This window comes from Streptomyces sp. NBC_01450, from assembly GCF_036227505.1.
Taxonomy (GTDB): Bacteria; Actinomycetota; Actinomycetes; order Streptomycetales; family Streptomycetaceae; genus Streptomyces.
Window position 1 is genome coordinate 693143 of the sequence record NZ_CP109480.1, and the last position, 18003, is coordinate 711145.

An 18003-nucleotide genomic window follows, 5' to 3' on the forward strand; every position below is an offset into this window, starting at 1 on the left:
GGGAGGCTTGAGGGCGTACGGCTAGTCGGAGGCGGGCAGCGGCTTGGCCGCCTTGATGGTCATCGGGACGCCGTCGCAGCTCAGTTCGCCGGTGCCGGAGGAGGTGCAGAGCACTTCGAGGGCCCCGTCGGCATCCACGTACCGCTTGCCGATGAGGGTGACGGCCTCGGCCACGCCGCCCGGCGCCGGCTTCGCGCCGGTCGCGGGGACCATCGGGCTGCCCCCGCAGGCGAGCTGGGCCGAGCCGTCGGCGGGGGCGCGGACGACGACCACCCGCGTGCCGCAGACGGCGCTGGCGAGCTGGTCACCGGGGCGCAGCGTCGTTGCCGGTGGGGTCATGGTGGATGTCCCTTTCGAGCAGGCGATCGGCGAGCAGGTTGATGTCGTAGGACTGGCGGGCCATCCAGAACCGCAGGAAGCCGGTCAGCGAGTACCGCAGGAAGAGCGCGGAGCCCACCACGGTCGCGGAGATGCCTCCCAGTCCGAGCGCGAGTCCGTCGCCCTGGACGAGCGGGTCGACGGTGTCGTGGGACACCAGGTAGCCCGACACGCCGAGCACCAGGCCGCCGACCATCAGCAGGACGCCGAGGCGCAGCCAGAGGGTGGCCCGGGCGGCGGCCGGGTCGGGGATCTTCAGTACCGCCAGTTCTCGAACGAAGCGGTCCGCGCGCGGCTCGGTGGTGGTCATGCGGAACTCCCCAGGTAGAGGGCGGACAGTTCGGCGCGCAGCCCGCCGTCGGGGTGGCCCTGCCGTTGGACCCGTCCTCGTACGAGGACGGCCGCGTGGTCGGCGATGTCGAGGACGGCGGCCGCGAACTGCTCGACCACCAGGACGGCCACGCCCTGCCGGGCGATCTCGGCGACCTGCTCGTAGAGACGGCCGACGATCAACGGGGCGAGTCCCATGGAGAGTTCGTCGAGCAGGAGGACGGCGGGGTCGGTGGCGAGGCCCCGGGCGAGGGCGAGCATCTGCTGCTCGCCGCCGGAGAGGGTGCCGGCCGCCTGCGAGGCGCGGCGGCGGAGGATCGGGAAGCGCTGGAAGGCGATGTCCTCGATCTCGGCTCGGCCGCGGCCGGTGAAGGTCATCATCAGGAGGTTGTCGCGGACGGACAGGTTGGGGAACACGCCGCGGCCCTCGGGGATCAGACAGACCCCGGCGCGGGCCAGGTCGCGGGGGTCGGCGCCGGTCATGTCCCGGCCGCCCAGCAGGAGACGGCCGGATGCGAGGGGATGGACTCCGGAGGCGACGCGCAGGGTGGTGGTCTTGCCCGCGCCGTTCGGGCCCAGCAGGGCCACCACCTGCCCGGGGGCGACCTGGAGGTCGACGCCGTGCAGGACCGTGATCCGGTCGTAGGCGGCACGGACGCCGCTCAGTTCGAGAATGGCGCTCACGCGTCCCCCAGGTAGGCCGCCAGGACGGTCTCGTCGTTCCGGATCACCTCGGGCGGCCCGGACGCGATGACCTTGCCCAGATCGAGTACGTACACCTCGTCGCACACGCCCATGACGAGGCTCATGTCGTGTTCGACGAGGACCACGGCCGTGCCGTCGTCGGTCAGCGAGCGCAGCAGCGTGGCGAACCTTTCGGTCTCCTCGCTGTCCTGTCCGGCGGCGGGTTCGTCCAGGAGGAGCACTTTGGGCCGGATGACCATCGCGCGGCCGACCTCGACCAGGCGGCCGACTCCGGTGGGCAGTGCGTCGGGCGGACTGTCGGCGAGATGCGTCAGGCCGAGCCTGGTGAGGGTCTCGGTGACGGCGTGGTGGGCCCGGCGTCTGTCGGGGCCGAGTTCGGCCGCGACGAGGAGGTTGTCGCGGACGGTGAGGCGGCCGAAGAGCTCCAGCCGCTGGAAGGTGCGGGCCAGTCCGCGCCGGGCGCGGCCCGCGGGGCTGGTCCGGGTGACGTCGTGTCCGTCGAGGAAGACCTGTCCGGAGGAGGGCCTGCGCAGTCCGGAGGCGACGTCGAACAGGGTGCTCTTGCCGGCTCCGTTGGGGCCGATGAGTCCGGTCACGCGGCCCGGTTCGGCGGTCAGGGCGACGCCGTCCAGAGCCCGGTTGCCGCCGAAGGCGACGGTCACTCCGCTAATCCGCAGCGAGGCCACGGGCGAGCACCTCCCTGTCCTCGGGACGCCAGGCGCGCCGCAGTCCCCACCACTCGACGGGAACCTCCGGTTCGGTCGGGGCGGTGGTGTGCCTGGCCGTCGCCCAGATCCGCAGCGCCACCCCCGCGGCCACCGAACAGCCCAGGAACGTCCAGCCGTTGATCAGGTCGCCGAGGCGCAGTGCCCACAGCAGGGCGAGCACGCACAGCAGGCCGGGCAGGGCGATCCGGTCCCGGCCGAGTGGCTCCCACTCGCGGCGGAAGCGGACCACGATGCCGTCGGGGTTGTGGCCCAGCCCGATGCCGGCAAGGCCCGGCAGCAGGGCGACGAGGTTCTGTGCCCAGGGCGCGACGGCGACCAGCGCGTTCGTCGGGCCGATGTAGGCGGTCCCGGCGAACAGTCCGTTGCCCACCGTGCCGAGGCCGCCGACCACCGCGACGAGGAAGATCGGCAGTCCCGCCACCAGGTTGAACTGGTCGGCGGTGATGGACCGCTGCTGCATTCCGTACAGCGCCCCGCCGAGCCCGGCGATGCCCGAGGAGAGCGCGAACACCAGAACCTTGGCCCGCAGCAGGCTGCCGCCGAGGGTCGCGTAGGCGGCCTCGCTGTCGCGCAGCGCGATCAGCCGCCGCCCGAACCGGCCCCGGCGCACCGCCGCCACGACCAGCGAGGCGAGTGCGAGGCAGACGGCCGCGAACACCAGTTGCTTCGCCGGGGTGTCCACTTCGAGGCCGAGGAGCCGGGGTCCGGCGACGTCCACCGAGCCCTGGTCGAACAGGGCGATCCGCATCCCGAACAGGTGGAAGGCCGGCAGGGTGAAGATCCACCGGTCGAGGACGACCGCGAAGGCGGCGGTCCCGAGCGCCAGGTACACCCCGGACAGCCGCAGCGCGGGCAGCGCGACGACGGCGCCGGCCACCGCGGAGACCAGGATCGCGGCTCCGAGGGCCCAGAACTCCCCGTGCGCGCCCAGGTGGGCCCATACGACCGCCCCGATCCCGGCCATGCTCAGCTGGCAGAGCGAGATCTGGCCGGCGTACCCGGCCAGGGGTACGTACGACAGGGCCACCACGCCGAGCGAGAAGATGGCGCCGTAGGTGATGAGGTCGGCCTCGCCGAGGACCGAGGCCAGCACCGCGCCGAACGCGACGACACAGACGGCAAACGCGGCCGTGCCGCGGGCCGTCGGAACCGGCACCGGGCGCAGCTTGCGGTCGCGGCCGCGCAGCCGCCGGTGCGGGAACGCCAGCAGGGCCACGAACAGCAGCAGCGCGGGGGCGGCCAGCCTGAGGCCCGGGAGGTAGGCGTTCTGCGGGAGATAGCCGGTCAGATAACTCTCCATGCAGCCGACCACGATCGCGCCGACGAAGGTGAGGGGCACGCTGCGCAGCCGGCCGAAGATGGCCGCGGTGTAGGCGCTGACGATCAGCAGCGAGAGCTGGGCGGCGTCGAGGGTGACGGTCGGGGCGATGAGGATGCCGCCGATCGCGGCGAGTTGGGTGCCGAGGATCCAGGCGGTCTTGTTGGCCCGTACGGGATGGGCTCCGGTCAGCCCGACCAGGGCGCGGTCGTCGACGGTCGCCCGCATCTCGGCGCCGGGGCGGGTGCGGTAGAGCAGGATCCGCAGGCCGACCGCGACCAGCACCGCGACGGCCATGGTGAGGGCCTGGTGCCAGGTGACCACGGCCGAGCCGATGTGGAAGGGTTTCCGGTCGGCGAAGAACGTCGGCAGGGTCCGCGGCACGTTGGGGTCCCAGATCCACCGGGCGACGGCGATGAGTCCGCTGAGCAGGGCCACCGTCATGACCAGTCGTTCCGCCTCGCCCAGTGCCTGGACGGGTCTGAGGACGGCTTTCTCGACGAACAGGCCGAAGGCCGGGGCGAGGACGAGCAGGACCACGGCCAGCGCCACCGGGACCGGCCAGCCCCAGCCGCCGGTGAGCTGCCAGTAGGTGAAGGCCGACAGCATGCCCGCCGCACCGTGCGCGAAGTTGAAGACGCCGGTCGTCGTGTAGGTGAGCACCAGACCGCTGCCGATGACCGCGTAGATCGCGGCGGTGCTCAGGCCGACGATCCCGAAGGTGAGGAACTGCTCCATGACGGGCCTTCACTCACACTCTCGCCGGGACCGGCGAGGGCGAACGGTCTCCACGGCCGGTCGGCCGGGAGGCGGTGGTGCCATCTGCCGCGAGGCGTACTCGGCGACCGCCCCCAGGGCGGCGAAGGGTGTGGGCTGATTCAAGGGGCCTCCTCCTCTCTACTGGTGGAAACTAGCTTCTCACTGAGGGAGAATCAACCATTCAAACAAAGGCGGGAGAGACGATGAGCGTCCAGCGCAGGGGAACCGCGATCGCCATGACCGACACCGAGCGGGACACCTTCCTGCGAACCCAGCCGCTGTGCCGGGTCGCGACCGTCGGACGGAACGGAGATCCCCATGTCAGCGCCCTGTGGTTCGTGTGGGACGGGTCCACGCTGTGGCTCAACTCGCTGGTGCGCAGCCAGCGCTGGACCGACCTGGACCGCGATCGGCGGCTCAGCGTGATCGTCGACGACGGGGGCACGGACTTCATGGCCCTGCGCGGCGTCGAACTACGGGGCAGCGCCGAGGTCGTCGGCGAGGCGCCCCGCGAGGGAGACCTCCTGGACGAGCTCGTCGGCCCCGAACAGCTCTTCGCGGACAAGTACATGGGCGGCGGCACCTTCCGGTACGACGGGAGGCACGGCTGGCTCCGGCTCGCCGTGGAGAAGGTCGTGAGCTGGGACTTCGCGAAGCTCCGCCGCGACCGTTGACGCCATGACCCACACATGGAAACCTGCAGCTCATGAATGAGAATGCCATTCTCGCCGAAGGGTGGAAGGGTCCTTGTCCATTGACGACCTGATGGAGATTCAGCAGCTGCTGGGCCGCTACGCGGTGCACATGACCCGGGGCGACATCGACGGGGTGCTCGCGGTCTTCACCCCCGACGGCACCTACAGCGCCTTCGGCGACACCTACGGGCTCGACGAGTTCCCCGCACTGGTCGCCGCCGCGCCCAAGGGTCTGTTCCTGGTGGGTACGGCCGTGATCGAGCCGCCCACGGACGGAGACGGGGACGGGAACACCGCGACCGGCACCCAGCCGCTGTGCTTCATCGACCACGCCACCCACGCCATGCGGATCGGCTACTACAACGACACCTATCTGCGGACCGCCGACGGCTGGCGGCTGCGTACGCGGGCGATGACGTTCATCCGCCGCGGCGGAGCGCACGACTCGGGCCGCCCGCACGCGTTCGAACGCCCGGGCGCATGAACGTCACGGAGTTCCGGTCGGGTCTGCGCCGCTGGCTCGACGGGAACGACCTCTCCCCCGGGCCCGATCACTCCCTCGACGGCCAGGTCGCGCAGTTGGCCCGAGTCCGGCGCGCGCTCTACGAGGCGGACTGGATGCGGTACGGCTGGCCCGCCGAGGTGGGAGGTCTCGGCGGGCCCGCCGTACTGCGGGCCGTGCTCGGCGAGGAGGTCGCCACGCGGGGCCTGGCCGAGCCCGGCATCTACTCGATGATCGAGGTGCTCGCCCCGACGATGATCTCGTACGCCCGTCCGGAGCTGGCGGCGGAAATGGTCCCGCTGCTGCTCGGCGGCCGGGAACAGTGGTGCCAGGGCTTCTCCGAACCCGGCTCGGGCAGCGACCTCGCCTCCCTCACCACCCGGGCCGACCCCCGGGACGGGGACTGGGTGGTGACGGGCCAGAAGGTGTGGACGAGCCTCGCGCAGTACGCGACCCGCTGTGTCCTGCTCACCCGCACCGCGCCGGGCCACGACGGGATCACCGCGTTCTTCGTCGACATGGACGCCCCTGGCATCACCGTGCGGCCGCTGCGCACGATGCACGGCGTGGACGAGTTCGCCGAGGTGTTCTTCGACGACGTGGTCGTCCCCGCCGACCGGATGCTCGGCCGTCCAGGGGACGGCTGGCGGCTGGCGATGGACCTGCTCCCGCACGAGCGCTCCACCTGCTTCTGGCACCGCGTCGCCCATCTCTACACCCGGCTCGACCGACTGCTCACGGAGCTGGCCGAACCGGATGACCCCGGGGAGGACCTGGCCCTGGGCGCCGCCTATCTGGCACTGCACACCGTGCGCTGCCGCTCCCACGGCACCCAGCGGCGCCTCGCGGCGGGCTCCCGGCTCGGCCCGGAGACCTCGGTCGACAAGGTGCTGCTGGCCGGCGCCGAGCAGCAACTCTTCGACACCGCCCGGGACCTGCTCCCCGGCGTGCTGGAACTGACGGACACGCCGTGGCGAGAGGAGTATCTGTACTCGCGGGCGGCGACCATCTACGGCGGCACCGCCGAGATCCAGCGCAACATCATCGCCCGCCGGCTGCTGGACCTGGGAAGGGACTGACACACGATGGATGCCGCCGAGCGGGACCTGTTCGCGCAGACGCTCCGCAAGACGATGACGGCGGCGTCGGGTCGCGCCCTCGACACGGCCCTGGCCGACCTCGGCTGGTCCGACCTGCTGACGGAAGTGCCGGACGTGGCGGTCCCGCTCACCTTCGGGCTGCTCGGCGAGACCGGCGCGCACGCGCCGCTGCTCAACGACGTCCTGCTGCACGCGGCGGGACGTGCCGTCGGGGGCACGCTGCCCCTGCCGTACACGGGCGGCGCGTGGGCCGTGTGGGAACGCACGGACGAGGCGGGCGGCGCGCTCGACGGCGAGCTGCCGCTGCGGACCGTCGCGGCCGGCGATCCCTTCCCGCTCGCCGCGGGACGCCGGGCGCTCGGCTGGTGGCTCCTGGGCACCGGCCGGGCGATGCTCGCGCTCGCCCGCTCGCACGTGCTCGGCCGGACCCAGTTCGGCCGTCCCCTCGCCTCTTTCCAGGCCGTACGGCACCGGCTCGCCGAGACCCTCGTCGCGCTCGACGGCGCCGAGGCGACCCTCATGGCCGCCGAGGACGACCTCGGCTGCCTGCTCGCCAAGGCGGCGGCCGGACAGGCGGCGCTGACGGCCGCCCGGCGCTGTCAGCAGGTCCTCGGCGGGATCGGCTTCACCGCCGAGCACGACCTGCACCGACACGTCCGACGTGCCCTCGTTCTGGACGGACTGCTGGGCAGCGCACGGGAGTTGACACGGGAGGCCGGAGCACTCGTACGAGAGGGCCGCTCGGCTCCGCGACTTGTTCAGCTGTGACGCTGGGCACCGGAGCCGTCGAGGGGCCACCAGGTGCCCGACTGCCACACTCGGCCGTCCCAGGCGGCGCGTCGGGCGCCACGGGGGTCGTCGACGATGTGGGCCCCGGCCGCGTCGAAGACCATGGTGGCGCGCCTGGCGGTGGAGTACGCGGGCCAGTCCGGTAGACCCTCGGCAGTGGGGACGCCGGTCGTGACGAAGGCTCCCCAGGCGTCATGGAGCCGCTGGTTGACCCCCGGGCCGCCGAGCCAGACGGCGTCGTCGTCCGTGCCGTGGAACGCCGGCAGCGTGCCGGAAGGAGCGACCGACCGCGGGAGGCCGGTCAGGGGCACGTCGTAGCGGGAGCGCCACACGGGGGCGTGCGCGGACTGGGCGTCCGCGAGGCGGGCCGTGGGGATGCCGTACCGCTCGTCGGTCATGACGTCGACGCGCAACTGAACCGGATCCAGGGCGAGTTCGGGCCGGGCCGCCGTGTAGGCGGCGAGGATCCGGTCACGTGCGGCGGCGCCGAAGGACTCCTCGAGGACCCGGTCGGCCTGATCGGCCGCTTCGGGGTCCAGCAATTGGTAGAGGGCGCATTCGTTGACACATGTCTGGGCCAGCAGCGAGACACCCGCGGCGGCGCCCGCCGCGATGGCGTCCAGGGGCTTGCCCGTCAGGGCGAGTCCGTCGATGGAGGGGCGCCACAGCCAGGTGGTCCGTACGCCCTCACCGAGCGCCGTCTGCGCATCGAGGATCTCCTCGGCGCTCACCTTCCGGAGGTGTTCCGCTCCGGCTCCCAGCGCGCGCAGGAACCGCCGGGCGACCGCGGCGTCCTGGGCCCGGTCGGCGACGTGGTCCGCCCCGCCGCTCGACGAGGCGGCACGGTGGATCACCCCTCGGGTGAGGGGTGAAGCCAGCAGGTTGGCGACGGACTTGGCACCGGCGGACAGGCCGTAGAGCGTGATCCGGTCCGGGTCGCCGCCGAAGCCGGCGATGTTCTCGTGGACCCAGCGCAGCGCGGCGATCTGGTCGTGCAGGCCGAAGGCGCCGGTGTGTTCCTCCCCGTCCACGGCCAGGAACCCAAGGGCGCCCAGCCGGTAGTTGAACGTCACGACGACCACGCCGTGGCGGCGTGCGAAGGTACGGCCGTCCCCGGCGATGTCGCTGCCGGCGCCGACCTGATAGCCGCCGCCGTGGATCCACAGCACCACGGGAAGGCCCTCGGCGTCGGCCGGGGCCGTCACATTGACGTACAGGCAGTCCTCCGACGGCTCCGGCAGAACGGGGGCGTCGGCGGGGCTCGTCGTACCGGCGGGGATCAGCGCCGGTGGCTGCAGGGCGGGCGCCCCGTACGCGAGGGCGTCGCGGGCGCCGCTCCACGGCTCGGCCGGCTGCGGCAACCGCAGGCGCAGCGGGCCCACGGGTGGGGCCGCGTAGGGGATGCCGCGCCAGGCGAGGACGCCCTCGTCGATCTCGGCGCCCCGCACCTTGCCGCCGGTCGTGTCCACGACGTACGCCGTCATACCGTCCGTGCCCTCCTGCCGTGACGTCAGGACCGGGCCTGTGTCCGTCCCCGCGCGGTGACGTCGGCGCGCCGGGCGGCGACCTCGCTGGTCCCCGGCTGCCAGGTCTCGGCCATGTGGCCCTCGATGAGGTGCGCCTCGTCGAGGGTGGCCACGCCCGCGATCTGACGGTAGTGCCGCAGCAACCGGCGCACGCCGCGCTGGTCGTTGTTCACGATGTCGGCGGCCAGCTTACGGGTGAAGGGGAGCAACTCCTCATGCGGCACGACATGGTTGACCAGTCCGAGGCCGAGCGCCTCCTCGGCGGTCAGGAAGTTGCCGGTGAGCGACATCTCGACGGCCCGCCGGTGCCCGACGGCCTGGGCGAGGAGTACGGTCGCGCCGCCGCCCGGCATGATGCCGAGCCGGGCGTGGGTGTCGGCGAACCGGGCGCGCCGCGACGCCACCAGGAACGTGCACTGCAGAGCCACTTCGAGCCCGCCCGTCACCGCGACGCCGTTGACGGCCCCGATGACGGGCTTGCCGATCACCGGCAGGAAGCGGAAGAGACCGTTGCTGTCGCGCTCCGGCCCCTGGCCGGGCGCCCTCGGGGTCGCGGTGGGCGGTGACTCCCCCGACACCTCCTTGAGGTCGACCCCGGCGCAGAACGCGGGGTCCGCGCCGGTCAGGATCACGGCATCGACGTCGAGGTCCTTGCCCGCGGCGGTGACCGCGTCCCACAGCGCGAAGGTGACCTCCCGGCTGAGCGCGTTGCGCGCCTCGGGCCGGTTGAGCGTCACCGTCGCGATCCGCTCCTCGACGTCGACAAGGACGACAGGCTCCCGCCCGGCCAAAACGCCACCTCCACCCGAAAGAATCTCACGGCTGCAAGAATCTCGTTCTCGGAATGTGCATACCCTACTATCGCCATATGAAAATCGACGGTACGGTCCGCGGATTGTCGGACGCCGTGGCACGGGCCCGCACCCTCGAGGACCACGGCTACGACGCCGCGTGGGCCGGAGAAGTGAACCAGGACCCCTTCCTCCCCTTGGCCGTCGCCGCCGGGGCGACCGGACGCATCGCCCTGGGCACGTCCATCGCGGTGGCGCTCGCCCGCTCCCCGATGACCCTCGCCCACACCGCCGACGACCTTCAACGGCACAGCCGCGGCCGGTTCATGCTCGGTCTCGGCTCCCAGGTGAAGGCCCATGTCGTACGCCGGTTCTCCATGCTGTGGGGCAGACCGGCCGCGCAGATGCGCGAGTACGTCCTCGCCCTGCGGTCGATCTGGTCGTCGTGGCACGACGGCACCCCCCTGGACTTCCAGGGCGAGTACTACCGCCACACCCTGATGCCCCCGGACTTCGTCCCGCCCCCGCACGCCTTCGGGCCGCCGAGCGTGCTGCTCGCCGGCGTCGGCGACCTGATGCCCCGGGTCGCGGGTGAGGTCGCGGACGGCTTCCTCTGCCACGGCTACACCACCGCCCGCTGGATCCGCGAACGGACGCTGCCCGCCCTGCGCGAGGGGCGCGCACGCGCGGGCGCGTCCCTGGACGGCTTCGAGGTGCTGGGCAACCCGTTCCTCGTCACGGGCACCGACAAGGAGATCGAGACGACCCTCCCGGTGCTCCGCGGCCGTATCGCCTTCTACGCGTCCACACCGGCGTACCGGGGCGTCTTCGCACTGCACGGATGGGACGGCGCGAGCGAGGAGCTGACCACGCTGTCGAAGGCGGGGCGCTGGCAGGACATGGCGGGGCTGATCACGGACGAGATGGTCGACGCGTTCGCGATCGTCGCCCCCGTGGACGAGCTGCCCGCACGAGTGGCGGAACGCTTCGGCGGGCTGCTGACCCGTCTCTCGTTCACCCCTCCGCCGAGCCTGGACCGTGAAGCCGCCATGGACCTCGTCGCGCGTCTGCGCGCCTGCTGAACCACTCCGCACCACAGCCCGCCGCGTCCCACCGAACCGCACCGGGAGTGCCTGTGACCGACCTCTGGAACGACCTGCTCACCTGCCTGGAGCTGCGCCCCGCCCCCTCGGCACCCGAGCCCGTCACGGGCTTCGAGGGATCCAACCAACACCTCAGCTATCACCGGCTGTTCGGCGGGCAGCTGCTCGCACAGTTCGTCCGGGTCGCCGCTCTCACCTGCCCGGACAAGGCCGTCAAGTCCCTGCACGCCCAGTTCCCGCGCGAGGGCCTGACCGACGAACCCGTGCGCTACGAAGTGACGCGCCATCGTGAGGGCGGCACCTTCGCGACGCTGACGATCGTCGCCCGGCAGACGCCGGGTGTCATCGCCACCGCCTCGGCGTCCCTGCACGCCGAGGAGGACGGACTCGACCAGCAGAGCGACTTCGAGGTCCCCTCCGTGCCCGGCGCGGAGCACGACGTGGACCTCGGCCTCATCCCCTGGACGACCCGGTCGATCACCAACCTGGAGTCCCCGAAGGCGGAGCCGCCCGAGTACGACCTGTGGATGCGCACGCCGGAGGTCGCCCCCGAACTCGCCCCGGCGCTCATCGCGTACGCCACCGACCTGACGCTCATCGGCACCGCCGTGCGCCGCCTCGACGGGATCTCCCAGCGGGACTCGCGCACGGCGTTCACCTCCGCCGTCACCTCGCACAGCCTCTGGTTCCACCGGCCGCCGCGCACCGAGGACTGGCTGCTGCTGCACCAGCACAGCCCGATCCTGGCCCACGGCCGCTGCTTCGGCCGGGGGGACGTCCTGACCGAGGATGGCGCTCTCGTCGCCTCGTACGCCCAGGAGGCGCTGCTCCGCTTCCGGAGCTTGTCCAGCGTCGGCTTCCGAAGCTGATCCACCGGCGGCGGGGTTCGTCAGGGGCGCCGAGCAGCGGGGCGCCCCGGCCCGGGCGCGGGCACGCGCCATACGCCGGGGCGCGCCGTCAGGTCAGGGTGCCGGGACCTCGATGACCGTCGCCGAACCCATGCCGCCGCCCGCGCACAGCGCGGCCACGCCGATGCCGCCGCCACGCCTGCGCAGTTCGTGGACGAGCGTGACCAGCATGCGCGCCCCGGTGGCGGCGACCGGGTGGCCCAGGGAGCAGCCGCTGCCGCTGAAGTTGACCGTGTCCGGGTCGAGTTCGAGCAGCCGGACGGCGGCGACGGGCACGGAGGCGAACGCCTCGTTGATCTCGAACAGGTCGACGTCGGCGATCGACAGGCCGGCGCGGGCCAGGGCCTTGGGGATCGCCTTCACCGGGGCCAGGCCCATCTCGGCGGGGTCGACGCCGACGGACGCCCAGGACCGTACGGTGCCCAGGACCGTCAGCCCCTCGCGGGCCGCCGTCGTGTCGCCGGCGACGACCAGGGCGACCGCGGCGTCGTTGGCGCCCCCCGCGTTGCCGGCCGTGATGCTGAACCCGTCGATCTCCGGGTGCAGGGGCTTCAGTTTGGCCAGTTTCTCGGCGCTGGTGTCCCGGCGCGGGTGCTCGTCGACGGAGAACAGCCCGTGCGGGGTGTCGATCGGGACGATCTCCTCCTTGAAGCGTCCCTCGTCGATGGCCGCCACGGCGTTGCGGTGGGAGCGCAGTGCCCAGGCGTCCAGTTCCGCGCGGGTGAGGCCCGCCGCGACGGCGGTGTTCCAGCCCACCGTGATCGACATGTCCTTGTTGGGGGCGTCGGGGCGGTCGGGGTGGGTGGGCGACATCCAGGGTTCCCATTCGCCGTCGACCCGGAAGAGTGCCTTCGGGGAGGTGGAGGCCGAGTTGACGCCGCCGGCGATGACGAGTTCGTCCATGCCCGCCATCACGCTCGCGGCGGCGCTCTGGACGGCGGCCATGCCCGCGGCGCAGTGCCGGTTGTTGGCCAGCCCCGCGACCGAGGTGAGCCCCGCGGTGACCGCGGCGTGCCGGGCCAGGACGCCGCCTCCGTAGAGTCCCTCGCCGAGGATCACGTCGTCGATGAGGGCCGGGTCGAGGCCTTCGGCCGCGGCGGTGACGATGTGGTGGGCCAGGTCGAACGCGGTCGTGTCACGCAGGGTGCCCTTGACGGCGGTGCCGATGGGGGTGCGCAGCGCGGACACGATGACTGCTTCAGGCATGGGTGGTCTCCAACTCGGCCAGGAGGGTGCGGCGCAGCAGTTTTCCGGTCTCGGTCTTGGGGAGTTCGGCTCGGAACACGACGGCGTCCGGCGTCTTGGACGAGCGGAGCCGGTCCTTGACCCACTGCCGGATCTCGGCCGGGTCGCCCGCGCCGACGACGATGGCGACGATCCGCTGTCCCCACTCGGCGTCGGGCAGCCCCACGACGGCCGCCTCGACGATGCCGGGATGGGCGAGGAGTACGTCCTCGATCTCGGCCGGGGCGATGTTCTCGCCGCCGCGGATGATGGTGTCGTCGGCGCGCCCCTCGATGAAGAGGTAGCCGTCGGCGTCGAGCCGTCCCCGGTCCCGGGTGGCGAACCAGCCCTCGGCGTCCAGGGCGCTGCGGCCGCCGTACTCGCCGGAGATCTGCTCGCCGCGTACGAAGACCAGTCCGGTCTCCCCCGGCAGGGCCGGCTTGTCGTCGTCCGTGCGGATCTGGATCTCGATCCCGGGCAGGGCCCGGCCCACCGAGCCGAGGCGGTCGCGTACCGCGGGGTCGTCCGACGCCGACGCCTGCCAGTGGTCGTCGGGGCCGAGGACGGCGATGGAGGAGGCGGTCTCGGTCAGGCCGTAGGCGTTGACGAAGCCGGTCTGCGGGAAGACGCGCAACGCCCGCTCCACGATGGGCCCCGGGGTGCGCGCGCCGCCGTAGGCGAGGCTGCGCAGCAGGGGGGTCCCGGCGTCGTCGCCGGGCACTTCGGCGACGATCCGGGCGAGCATGGTGGGGACCACGAGGGCGTGGGTGATCCGCTCCCCGCGTACGGTCTCCAGCCACTGCCGTGGTTCGAACGCCTGCAAGTACACGATCCGGCGGCCGGAGTAGAGGTTCGTCAGCAGGTTCATCAGTCCCGCGACGTGGTACGGCGGTACCGCCACCAGTGACGCGTCGCCCTCCTCGGCCGACGCGAACTCCTGGGTGTTCAGCACATAGGCGAGCAGATGGCGGTGCCGGAGCACGGCCGCCTTGGGTTCGGCGGTCGTGCCGCTGGTGTAGAGCAGCACGGCGACGGAGTCCTGGTCCTGCGGCGGGTCCAGGAACTCCACGTCCGGCCGCCCGTCGAGGAGGGCGTCGAGGTCGGCGGGGCGCAGGACCACGGCGCCGGGATGACGGTCCAGCAGGGCGTTCAACTGCCGCTCGCCGAGTCGGTAGTTGACCGGCACGAAGGGAACGCCCGCCAGAGCGGCTCCGAACAGGGCGACGGGATAGGCGAGTTGGTTGGCGTCGAGATAGACGACGGCCTGATGGCCCCGGAAGCGGTGGGCGGCGGCATGGGCGCGGTGCAGCAGTTCGGCGGCGGTCAGCGAACGGCCGCCCGCCGTTATCACCGCCCGATCGCCGGCCGAAGCCGCCATCTCAAGGATCATGGTGATATTCATGAGAATGCTATTCTCTTATACACAGAGCCCTGCTTGCAAGAGAGGATAACCTTGATGCAGATCAGTGGGAGTTCCGCGGTCGTGGTCGGTGGGGCGGGGGGCCTGGGCGAGGCCACCGTCCGTCGCCTCCACGCGGCAGGAGCGAAGGTGGTCGTGGCCGACCTCGCCGACGAGAAGGGCAAGGCGCTCGAGGCGGAGTTGGGGGTGCGTTACGTACGGACGGACGCCACCGACGAGAACGACGTCAAGGCGGCGATGGCCGCGGCCGAGGCGGCCGGACCGCTCAGGATCTCGGTGGACGCGCACGGCGGACCGGCCAGTGGCGGGCGGCTGGTCGGCAAGGACCGCGAACCCCTGGACCTCGCGGGCTTCCGGAAGACCATCGACTTCTACCTCACGGCCGTCTTCAACGTCATGCGCCTGGCGGCCGCCGCCATCGCACGCCAGGAAGCGGTCGACGGCGACCGGGGCGTCATCGTCAACACCGCGTCGATCGCCGCGTACGAGGGGCAGATCGGCCAGATCCCGTACGCCGCCGCCAAGGGCGGGGTGGTCGGCATGACCCTCGTCGCCGCACGCGACCTCTCGCCGCTCGGCATCCGGGTCGTCACGATCGCCCCGGGCACCTTCCTCACCCCGGCCTACGGCGCGGCGGGCGACCAGCTGGAGGCCTACTGGGGGCCCAAGGTCCCGCACCCCAAGCGTATGGGCCGCTCCCCCGAGTACGCGGCGCTCGTGGAGCACATCTGCGCGAACGACTATCTCAACGGCGAGGTCATCCGCCTCGACGGCGCCCTCCGGTTCCCGCCGAAGTGACCGGGCGAGTGAACGGCCGAGTGAACGTGAGCGGCGAGCTGAAGGGGAAGGTGGCGTTCGTCGCCGGGGCGAGCCGGGGCATCGGCCGTAACATCGCGCGGGGGCTCGCGGAGGCCGGGGCCGCGGTCGCGGTCGCCGCGCGCTCCGAGGAGGAGGGCCGGATACCCGGCACGATCCACGCCGTCGCCGAGCGGATCACGTCGGCGGGTGGCCGCGCCCTCGCGGTCGCGTGCGACGTGACCTCCGAGGCGTCGGTCGAGGCCGCCGTGGCCGCGACCGTCGCGGAGTTCGGCGGGATCGACATCCTGATCGCCAACGCCGGGGTCATGTGGCTCGGCCCGGTCGAATCCACCCCGCTCAAGCGCTGGCAGCTGTGCCTGGACGTCAATCTCACCGGGGTCTTCCTCGTCACCAAGGCCGTCATCCCGTACATCAGGGCACGCGGCGGGGGCTCGTTGGTGGCGGTGACGACCAACGGGGTCGGCATGACCGACCGGGGCGCCAACGCGTACTGGGTCTCCAAGGCGGGCGTCGAGCGCCTCTACCTCGGGCTCGCCACCACCCTCAAGTCCGACAACATCGCGGTCAACTGCCTGGCTCCGTCGCGTGTCGTCGTCACCGAGGGCTGGCAGGCCGGGGGCGGCGGACGCGAGATCCCACCGGAGATGATCGAACCCCCGGAGGCGATGGCGAACGCGGCCGTACTCCTGGCCGGACAGGACGCGAGCGGTGTCACCGGCACGGTGCAGAAGTCGGAGTCGATGCCGGGGTGAACGCAAGGGTCCCGGGAGTTCGACTCCCGGGACCCCTTCACACGACATCGCCGCCACGAACCGCCCGCGCGCTACGAGCCGTGCTCGCCCAGGCGGGGCGGGGGTCCGTACGCGGGCTCGTACCCGGCCACCCGCACGGGACCACGTACGAGGCGGAAGTCCCCGGCCGTCACGATCGCCTCCGGTGTCGCCGCCAGCGCCTGCGGCAACGTCCGTACGGCCGCCGCGGGTACGCCCAGGGGACGCAGGCGCGCCTCCCAGGCGGTCGCGGTGTCGGTCGCCAGGGCCTTCGTGACCACGTCGAGCACCTCCTCGCGACGCGCCGCCCGTTCGGCCATCGCCGGGAAGCCCTCGATACCCGCCTCCCCGGCGAAGGACCTCCAGAAGCTGTCGTGGGTGATGAACAGGGCCAAGTGACCGTCCGACGTGGGGAAGAGCTGCGCCGGTACGTAGTAGGAGTGCGCGCCGAGCGGCAGGCGACGCGGCTCCACGCCCTCGTTGAGGTACGCCGACGCCCGGTAGTTGAGCTGGGAGAGCATCACGTCCCGCAGTGACACCTCGACCTGCCCGCCGCGGCCGGAGACGATCTGCGCGAGCAGGCCGAGTGCCGCGGTGAGGCCGGAGGAGTTGTCGGCCGAGGAGTAGCCGGGCAGGGTCGGCGGGCCTGCCGGGTCGCCGGTGAGCGCGGCGACGCCGGTGGCCGCCTGGACGACGTAGTCGAAGGCCGGGTCGTCGCCCGCGTCGAGGCCGAAGCCCGTGAGCGCGACGCATACGATCCGTTCGTTCCACTTCCTCAGCGCCTCGTAGGTGAGGCCGAGCCGGTGGATCGCGGACGGTTTGAGGTTGACCAGCAACGCGTGGGCGTCCGCGGCGAGTTCACCGAGTCGTTCCTGACCGCTCGGCGTGGTCAGGTCGAGGCGGACACTGCGCTTGCCCCGGTTGAGGCTGGCGAAGTACGCGTCGCTCACCTGCCGGGAGATGTCCCCGCCCGGCGGCTCGATCTTGATGACCTCGGCGCCGAGGTCGGCGAGCATCATCGTGGCGTAGGGGCCCGCCAGCATGTGGCCGACCTCCAGGACGCGGATGCCGTCCAGCGGCCCGGGGGTCGCGTGGCCGCCGGTCATCGGAAGTCCGCCGCGATCCCGGCGAGCACCTCGCGGGTTCGGCGCTTGGAGGCGATCAGTTCCTCGCGGCCCTCGCCGATCGGCAGCAGCCGTACCGACAGATCGGTGACCCCAGCGTCGGCGAAGCGCTTGAAGCGGGCCGCGATGGCCGTCTCGTCGCCGGCCGCGCACAGGTCGCCGATGTCCCGGGCGTCGCCGTAGTCCAGCAGCCGCTGGTAGTTGGGCGAGATCTCGGCCTCCCCGAGGATCCGGTTGGCCCGCTCGCGCGCCGCGTCGACCTCGGCGGGCCGGCACAGGCAGACCGGGATGCCGGCCACGATCCGCGGTGCCGGACGCCCCGCGCCGGACGCCGCCTTGGTGATACGGGGGACGACATGGTCGGCGACCGCGCGTTCGTCGGCCATCCACAGCACGGTCCCGTCCGCCCGTTCGCCCGCGAGTGCCAGCATGACCGGGCCGAGCGCGGCGAGCAGCACCGGAAGGGGGGCCACGGGGCCGAGGTCGAGCGGGTTGTGCACCGTGAACGTGCCGTTCTCGACGTCGACCGGGCCCGGACCGTGCAGCGCCGCGTCCAGGACCTCCAGACAGTCACGGGTGAAGGCGGCGGGCCGCTCGTAGGGCAGGCCGAGCATGTCCTGGATGATCCAGTGGTGGGAGGGGCCGAGGCCCAGGGCGAGCCGCCCGTTCGTCGCGGCCTGCGCGGACAGCGCCTGGCGCGCGAGCGCGATCGGGTGCTGTGTCTGGAGCGGTACGACCGCGGTCCCGATCTCGATCCGCTCGGTCCGCGCGCCCATCAGGGCCACGGCCGTCAACGCGTCGAAGTCCGTGGGGATCTGGGGCACCCAGGCGGTGTCGAGGCCCGCCTGCTCCGCCCAGGTCACGTCGTCGATCATCCGCGCGGCCTTGCGCGCGGAGTCCCCGCGCTCCGGCCCGATCATCACACCGACCCGCACAGTGCCTCCCAGTTCGCGTGGTTCCCACGTTTCGAGTTGTCGACCTCCCGCGTCCTCAGGCCTCAGTCCTCAGGCAGGG

19 protein-coding genes are annotated in these 18003 nt (G+C 72.3%); 8 read left to right on the forward strand and 11 right to left on the reverse strand.

Features of this window, described 5'->3' with window-relative positions:
- Positions 1-21: 21 nt before the first annotated feature.
- Genes OG568_RS03185 through OG568_RS03205 form a run of 5 tightly spaced genes read right to left on the reverse strand, consistent with a single transcriptional unit; the run spans position 22 to position 4197 of the window.
- Positions 22-339 (reverse strand): hypothetical protein, encoded by a 318-nt coding sequence (locus OG568_RS03185; protein WP_329530166.1) that lies wholly within the window; start codon positions 337-339, stop codon positions 22-24.
- Positions 305-688: a hypothetical protein gene (locus OG568_RS03190; RefSeq protein WP_329530167.1), complete on the reverse strand. Its 384-nt coding sequence runs from the start codon at positions 686-688 to the stop codon at positions 305-307. Before OG568_RS03190 ends, OG568_RS03185 begins: the two co-directional genes overlap by 35 nt.
- Positions 685-1392 carry an ABC transporter ATP-binding protein gene (locus OG568_RS03195; protein ID WP_329530168.1) on the reverse strand — a complete coding sequence of 236 codons (708 nt, stop codon included), beginning with the start codon at positions 1390-1392 and terminating at the stop codon, positions 685-687. The genes OG568_RS03190 and OG568_RS03195 overlap by 4 nt, the downstream gene beginning before the upstream one ends.
- On the reverse strand, positions 1389-2099 hold the full coding sequence (locus OG568_RS03200; protein ID WP_266589598.1) for an ABC transporter ATP-binding protein: 711 nt from the start codon (positions 2097-2099) through the stop codon (positions 1389-1391). Before OG568_RS03200 ends, OG568_RS03195 begins: the two co-directional genes overlap by 4 nt.
- Positions 2080-4197, reverse strand: coding sequence for a branched-chain amino acid ABC transporter permease (locus OG568_RS03205; RefSeq protein ID WP_329530169.1), 2118 nt, complete (start codon positions 4195-4197; stop codon positions 2080-2082). The genes OG568_RS03200 and OG568_RS03205 overlap by 20 nt, the downstream gene beginning before the upstream one ends.
- Before the next feature lie 224 nt (positions 4198-4421).
- On the opposite strand from OG568_RS03205, the gene OG568_RS03210 reads away from it, so the two are divergent.
- From OG568_RS03210 to OG568_RS03225, 4 genes are all read left to right on the forward strand, one after another.
- Positions 4422-4892: a pyridoxamine 5'-phosphate oxidase family protein gene (locus OG568_RS03210; protein ID WP_329530170.1), complete on the forward strand. Its 471-nt coding sequence runs from the start codon at positions 4422-4424 to the stop codon at positions 4890-4892.
- 73 nt (positions 4893-4965) lie between these two features.
- Complete coding sequence (locus tag OG568_RS03215) at positions 4966-5397, forward strand: nuclear transport factor 2 family protein (protein WP_329530171.1); 432 nt, start codon at positions 4966-4968, stop codon at positions 5395-5397.
- The gene (locus OG568_RS03220; protein WP_329530172.1) at positions 5394-6494 is read left to right on the forward strand and encodes an acyl-CoA dehydrogenase family protein; all 1101 of its coding nucleotides are present in this window, start codon (positions 5394-5396) and stop codon (positions 6492-6494) included. The genes OG568_RS03215 and OG568_RS03220 overlap by 4 nt, the downstream gene beginning before the upstream one ends.
- A 6-nt stretch (positions 6495-6500) precedes the next feature.
- Positions 6501-7283 carry an acyl-CoA dehydrogenase family protein gene (locus OG568_RS03225; RefSeq protein ID WP_329530173.1) on the forward strand — a complete coding sequence of 261 codons (783 nt, stop codon included), beginning with the start codon at positions 6501-6503 and terminating at the stop codon, positions 7281-7283.
- Here the strand turns inward: OG568_RS03225 and OG568_RS03230 are convergent.
- Both OG568_RS03230 and OG568_RS03235 read right to left on the reverse strand, forming a co-directional pair.
- Entirely contained in the window at positions 7274-8788 is a 1515-nt protein-coding gene (locus OG568_RS03230; protein ID WP_329530174.1) for a carboxylesterase/lipase family protein, read from the reverse strand. The two genes, OG568_RS03225 and OG568_RS03230, sit on opposite strands and share 10 nt — an antisense overlap.
- A gap of 26 nt (positions 8789-8814) precedes the next feature.
- Complete coding sequence (locus OG568_RS03235; protein ID WP_329530175.1) at positions 8815-9621, reverse strand: enoyl-CoA hydratase; 807 nt, start codon at positions 9619-9621, stop codon at positions 8815-8817.
- 53 nt (positions 9622-9674) lie between these two features.
- Between OG568_RS03235 and OG568_RS03240 the strand changes: the two genes are divergently transcribed.
- Both OG568_RS03240 and OG568_RS03245 read left to right on the forward strand, forming a co-directional pair.
- On the forward strand, positions 9675-10703 hold the full coding sequence (locus OG568_RS03240; RefSeq protein ID WP_329530176.1) for a TIGR03617 family F420-dependent LLM class oxidoreductase: 1029 nt from the start codon (positions 9675-9677) through the stop codon (positions 10701-10703).
- Positions 10704-10756: 53 nt separating this feature from the next.
- On the forward strand, positions 10757-11593 hold the full coding sequence (locus OG568_RS03245) for an acyl-CoA thioesterase (RefSeq protein WP_329530177.1): 837 nt from the start codon (positions 10757-10759) through the stop codon (positions 11591-11593).
- Between the two features lie 93 nt (positions 11594-11686).
- On the opposite strand, the gene OG568_RS03250 is transcribed toward OG568_RS03245, so the two are convergent.
- On the reverse strand, positions 11687-12838 hold the full coding sequence (locus OG568_RS03250; RefSeq protein WP_329530178.1) for a thiolase family protein: 1152 nt from the start codon (positions 12836-12838) through the stop codon (positions 11687-11689).
- The gene (locus OG568_RS03255; RefSeq protein WP_329530179.1) at positions 12831-14258 is read right to left on the reverse strand and encodes a class I adenylate-forming enzyme family protein; all 1428 of its coding nucleotides are present in this window, start codon (positions 14256-14258) and stop codon (positions 12831-12833) included. Before OG568_RS03255 ends, OG568_RS03250 begins: the two co-directional genes overlap by 8 nt.
- Before the next feature lie 54 nt (positions 14259-14312).
- On the opposite strand from OG568_RS03255, the gene OG568_RS03260 reads away from it, so the two are divergent.
- Entirely contained in the window at positions 14313-15074 is a 762-nt protein-coding gene (locus tag OG568_RS03260) for an SDR family NAD(P)-dependent oxidoreductase (RefSeq protein WP_329530180.1), read from the forward strand.
- 26 nt (positions 15075-15100) lie between these two features.
- Complete coding sequence (locus OG568_RS03265; protein WP_329530181.1) at positions 15101-15847, forward strand: SDR family NAD(P)-dependent oxidoreductase; 747 nt, start codon at positions 15101-15103, stop codon at positions 15845-15847.
- Between the two features lie 71 nt (positions 15848-15918).
- On the opposite strand, the gene OG568_RS03270 is transcribed toward OG568_RS03265, so the two are convergent.
- Entirely contained in the window at positions 15919-16971 is a 1053-nt protein-coding gene (locus tag OG568_RS03270) for a CaiB/BaiF CoA transferase family protein (protein ID WP_329530182.1), read from the reverse strand.
- Complete coding sequence (locus tag OG568_RS03275; RefSeq protein WP_329530183.1) at positions 16968-17924, reverse strand: LLM class F420-dependent oxidoreductase; 957 nt, start codon at positions 17922-17924, stop codon at positions 16968-16970. The genes OG568_RS03270 and OG568_RS03275 overlap by 4 nt, the downstream gene beginning before the upstream one ends.
- Positions 17925-18003 lie beyond the last annotated feature (79 nt).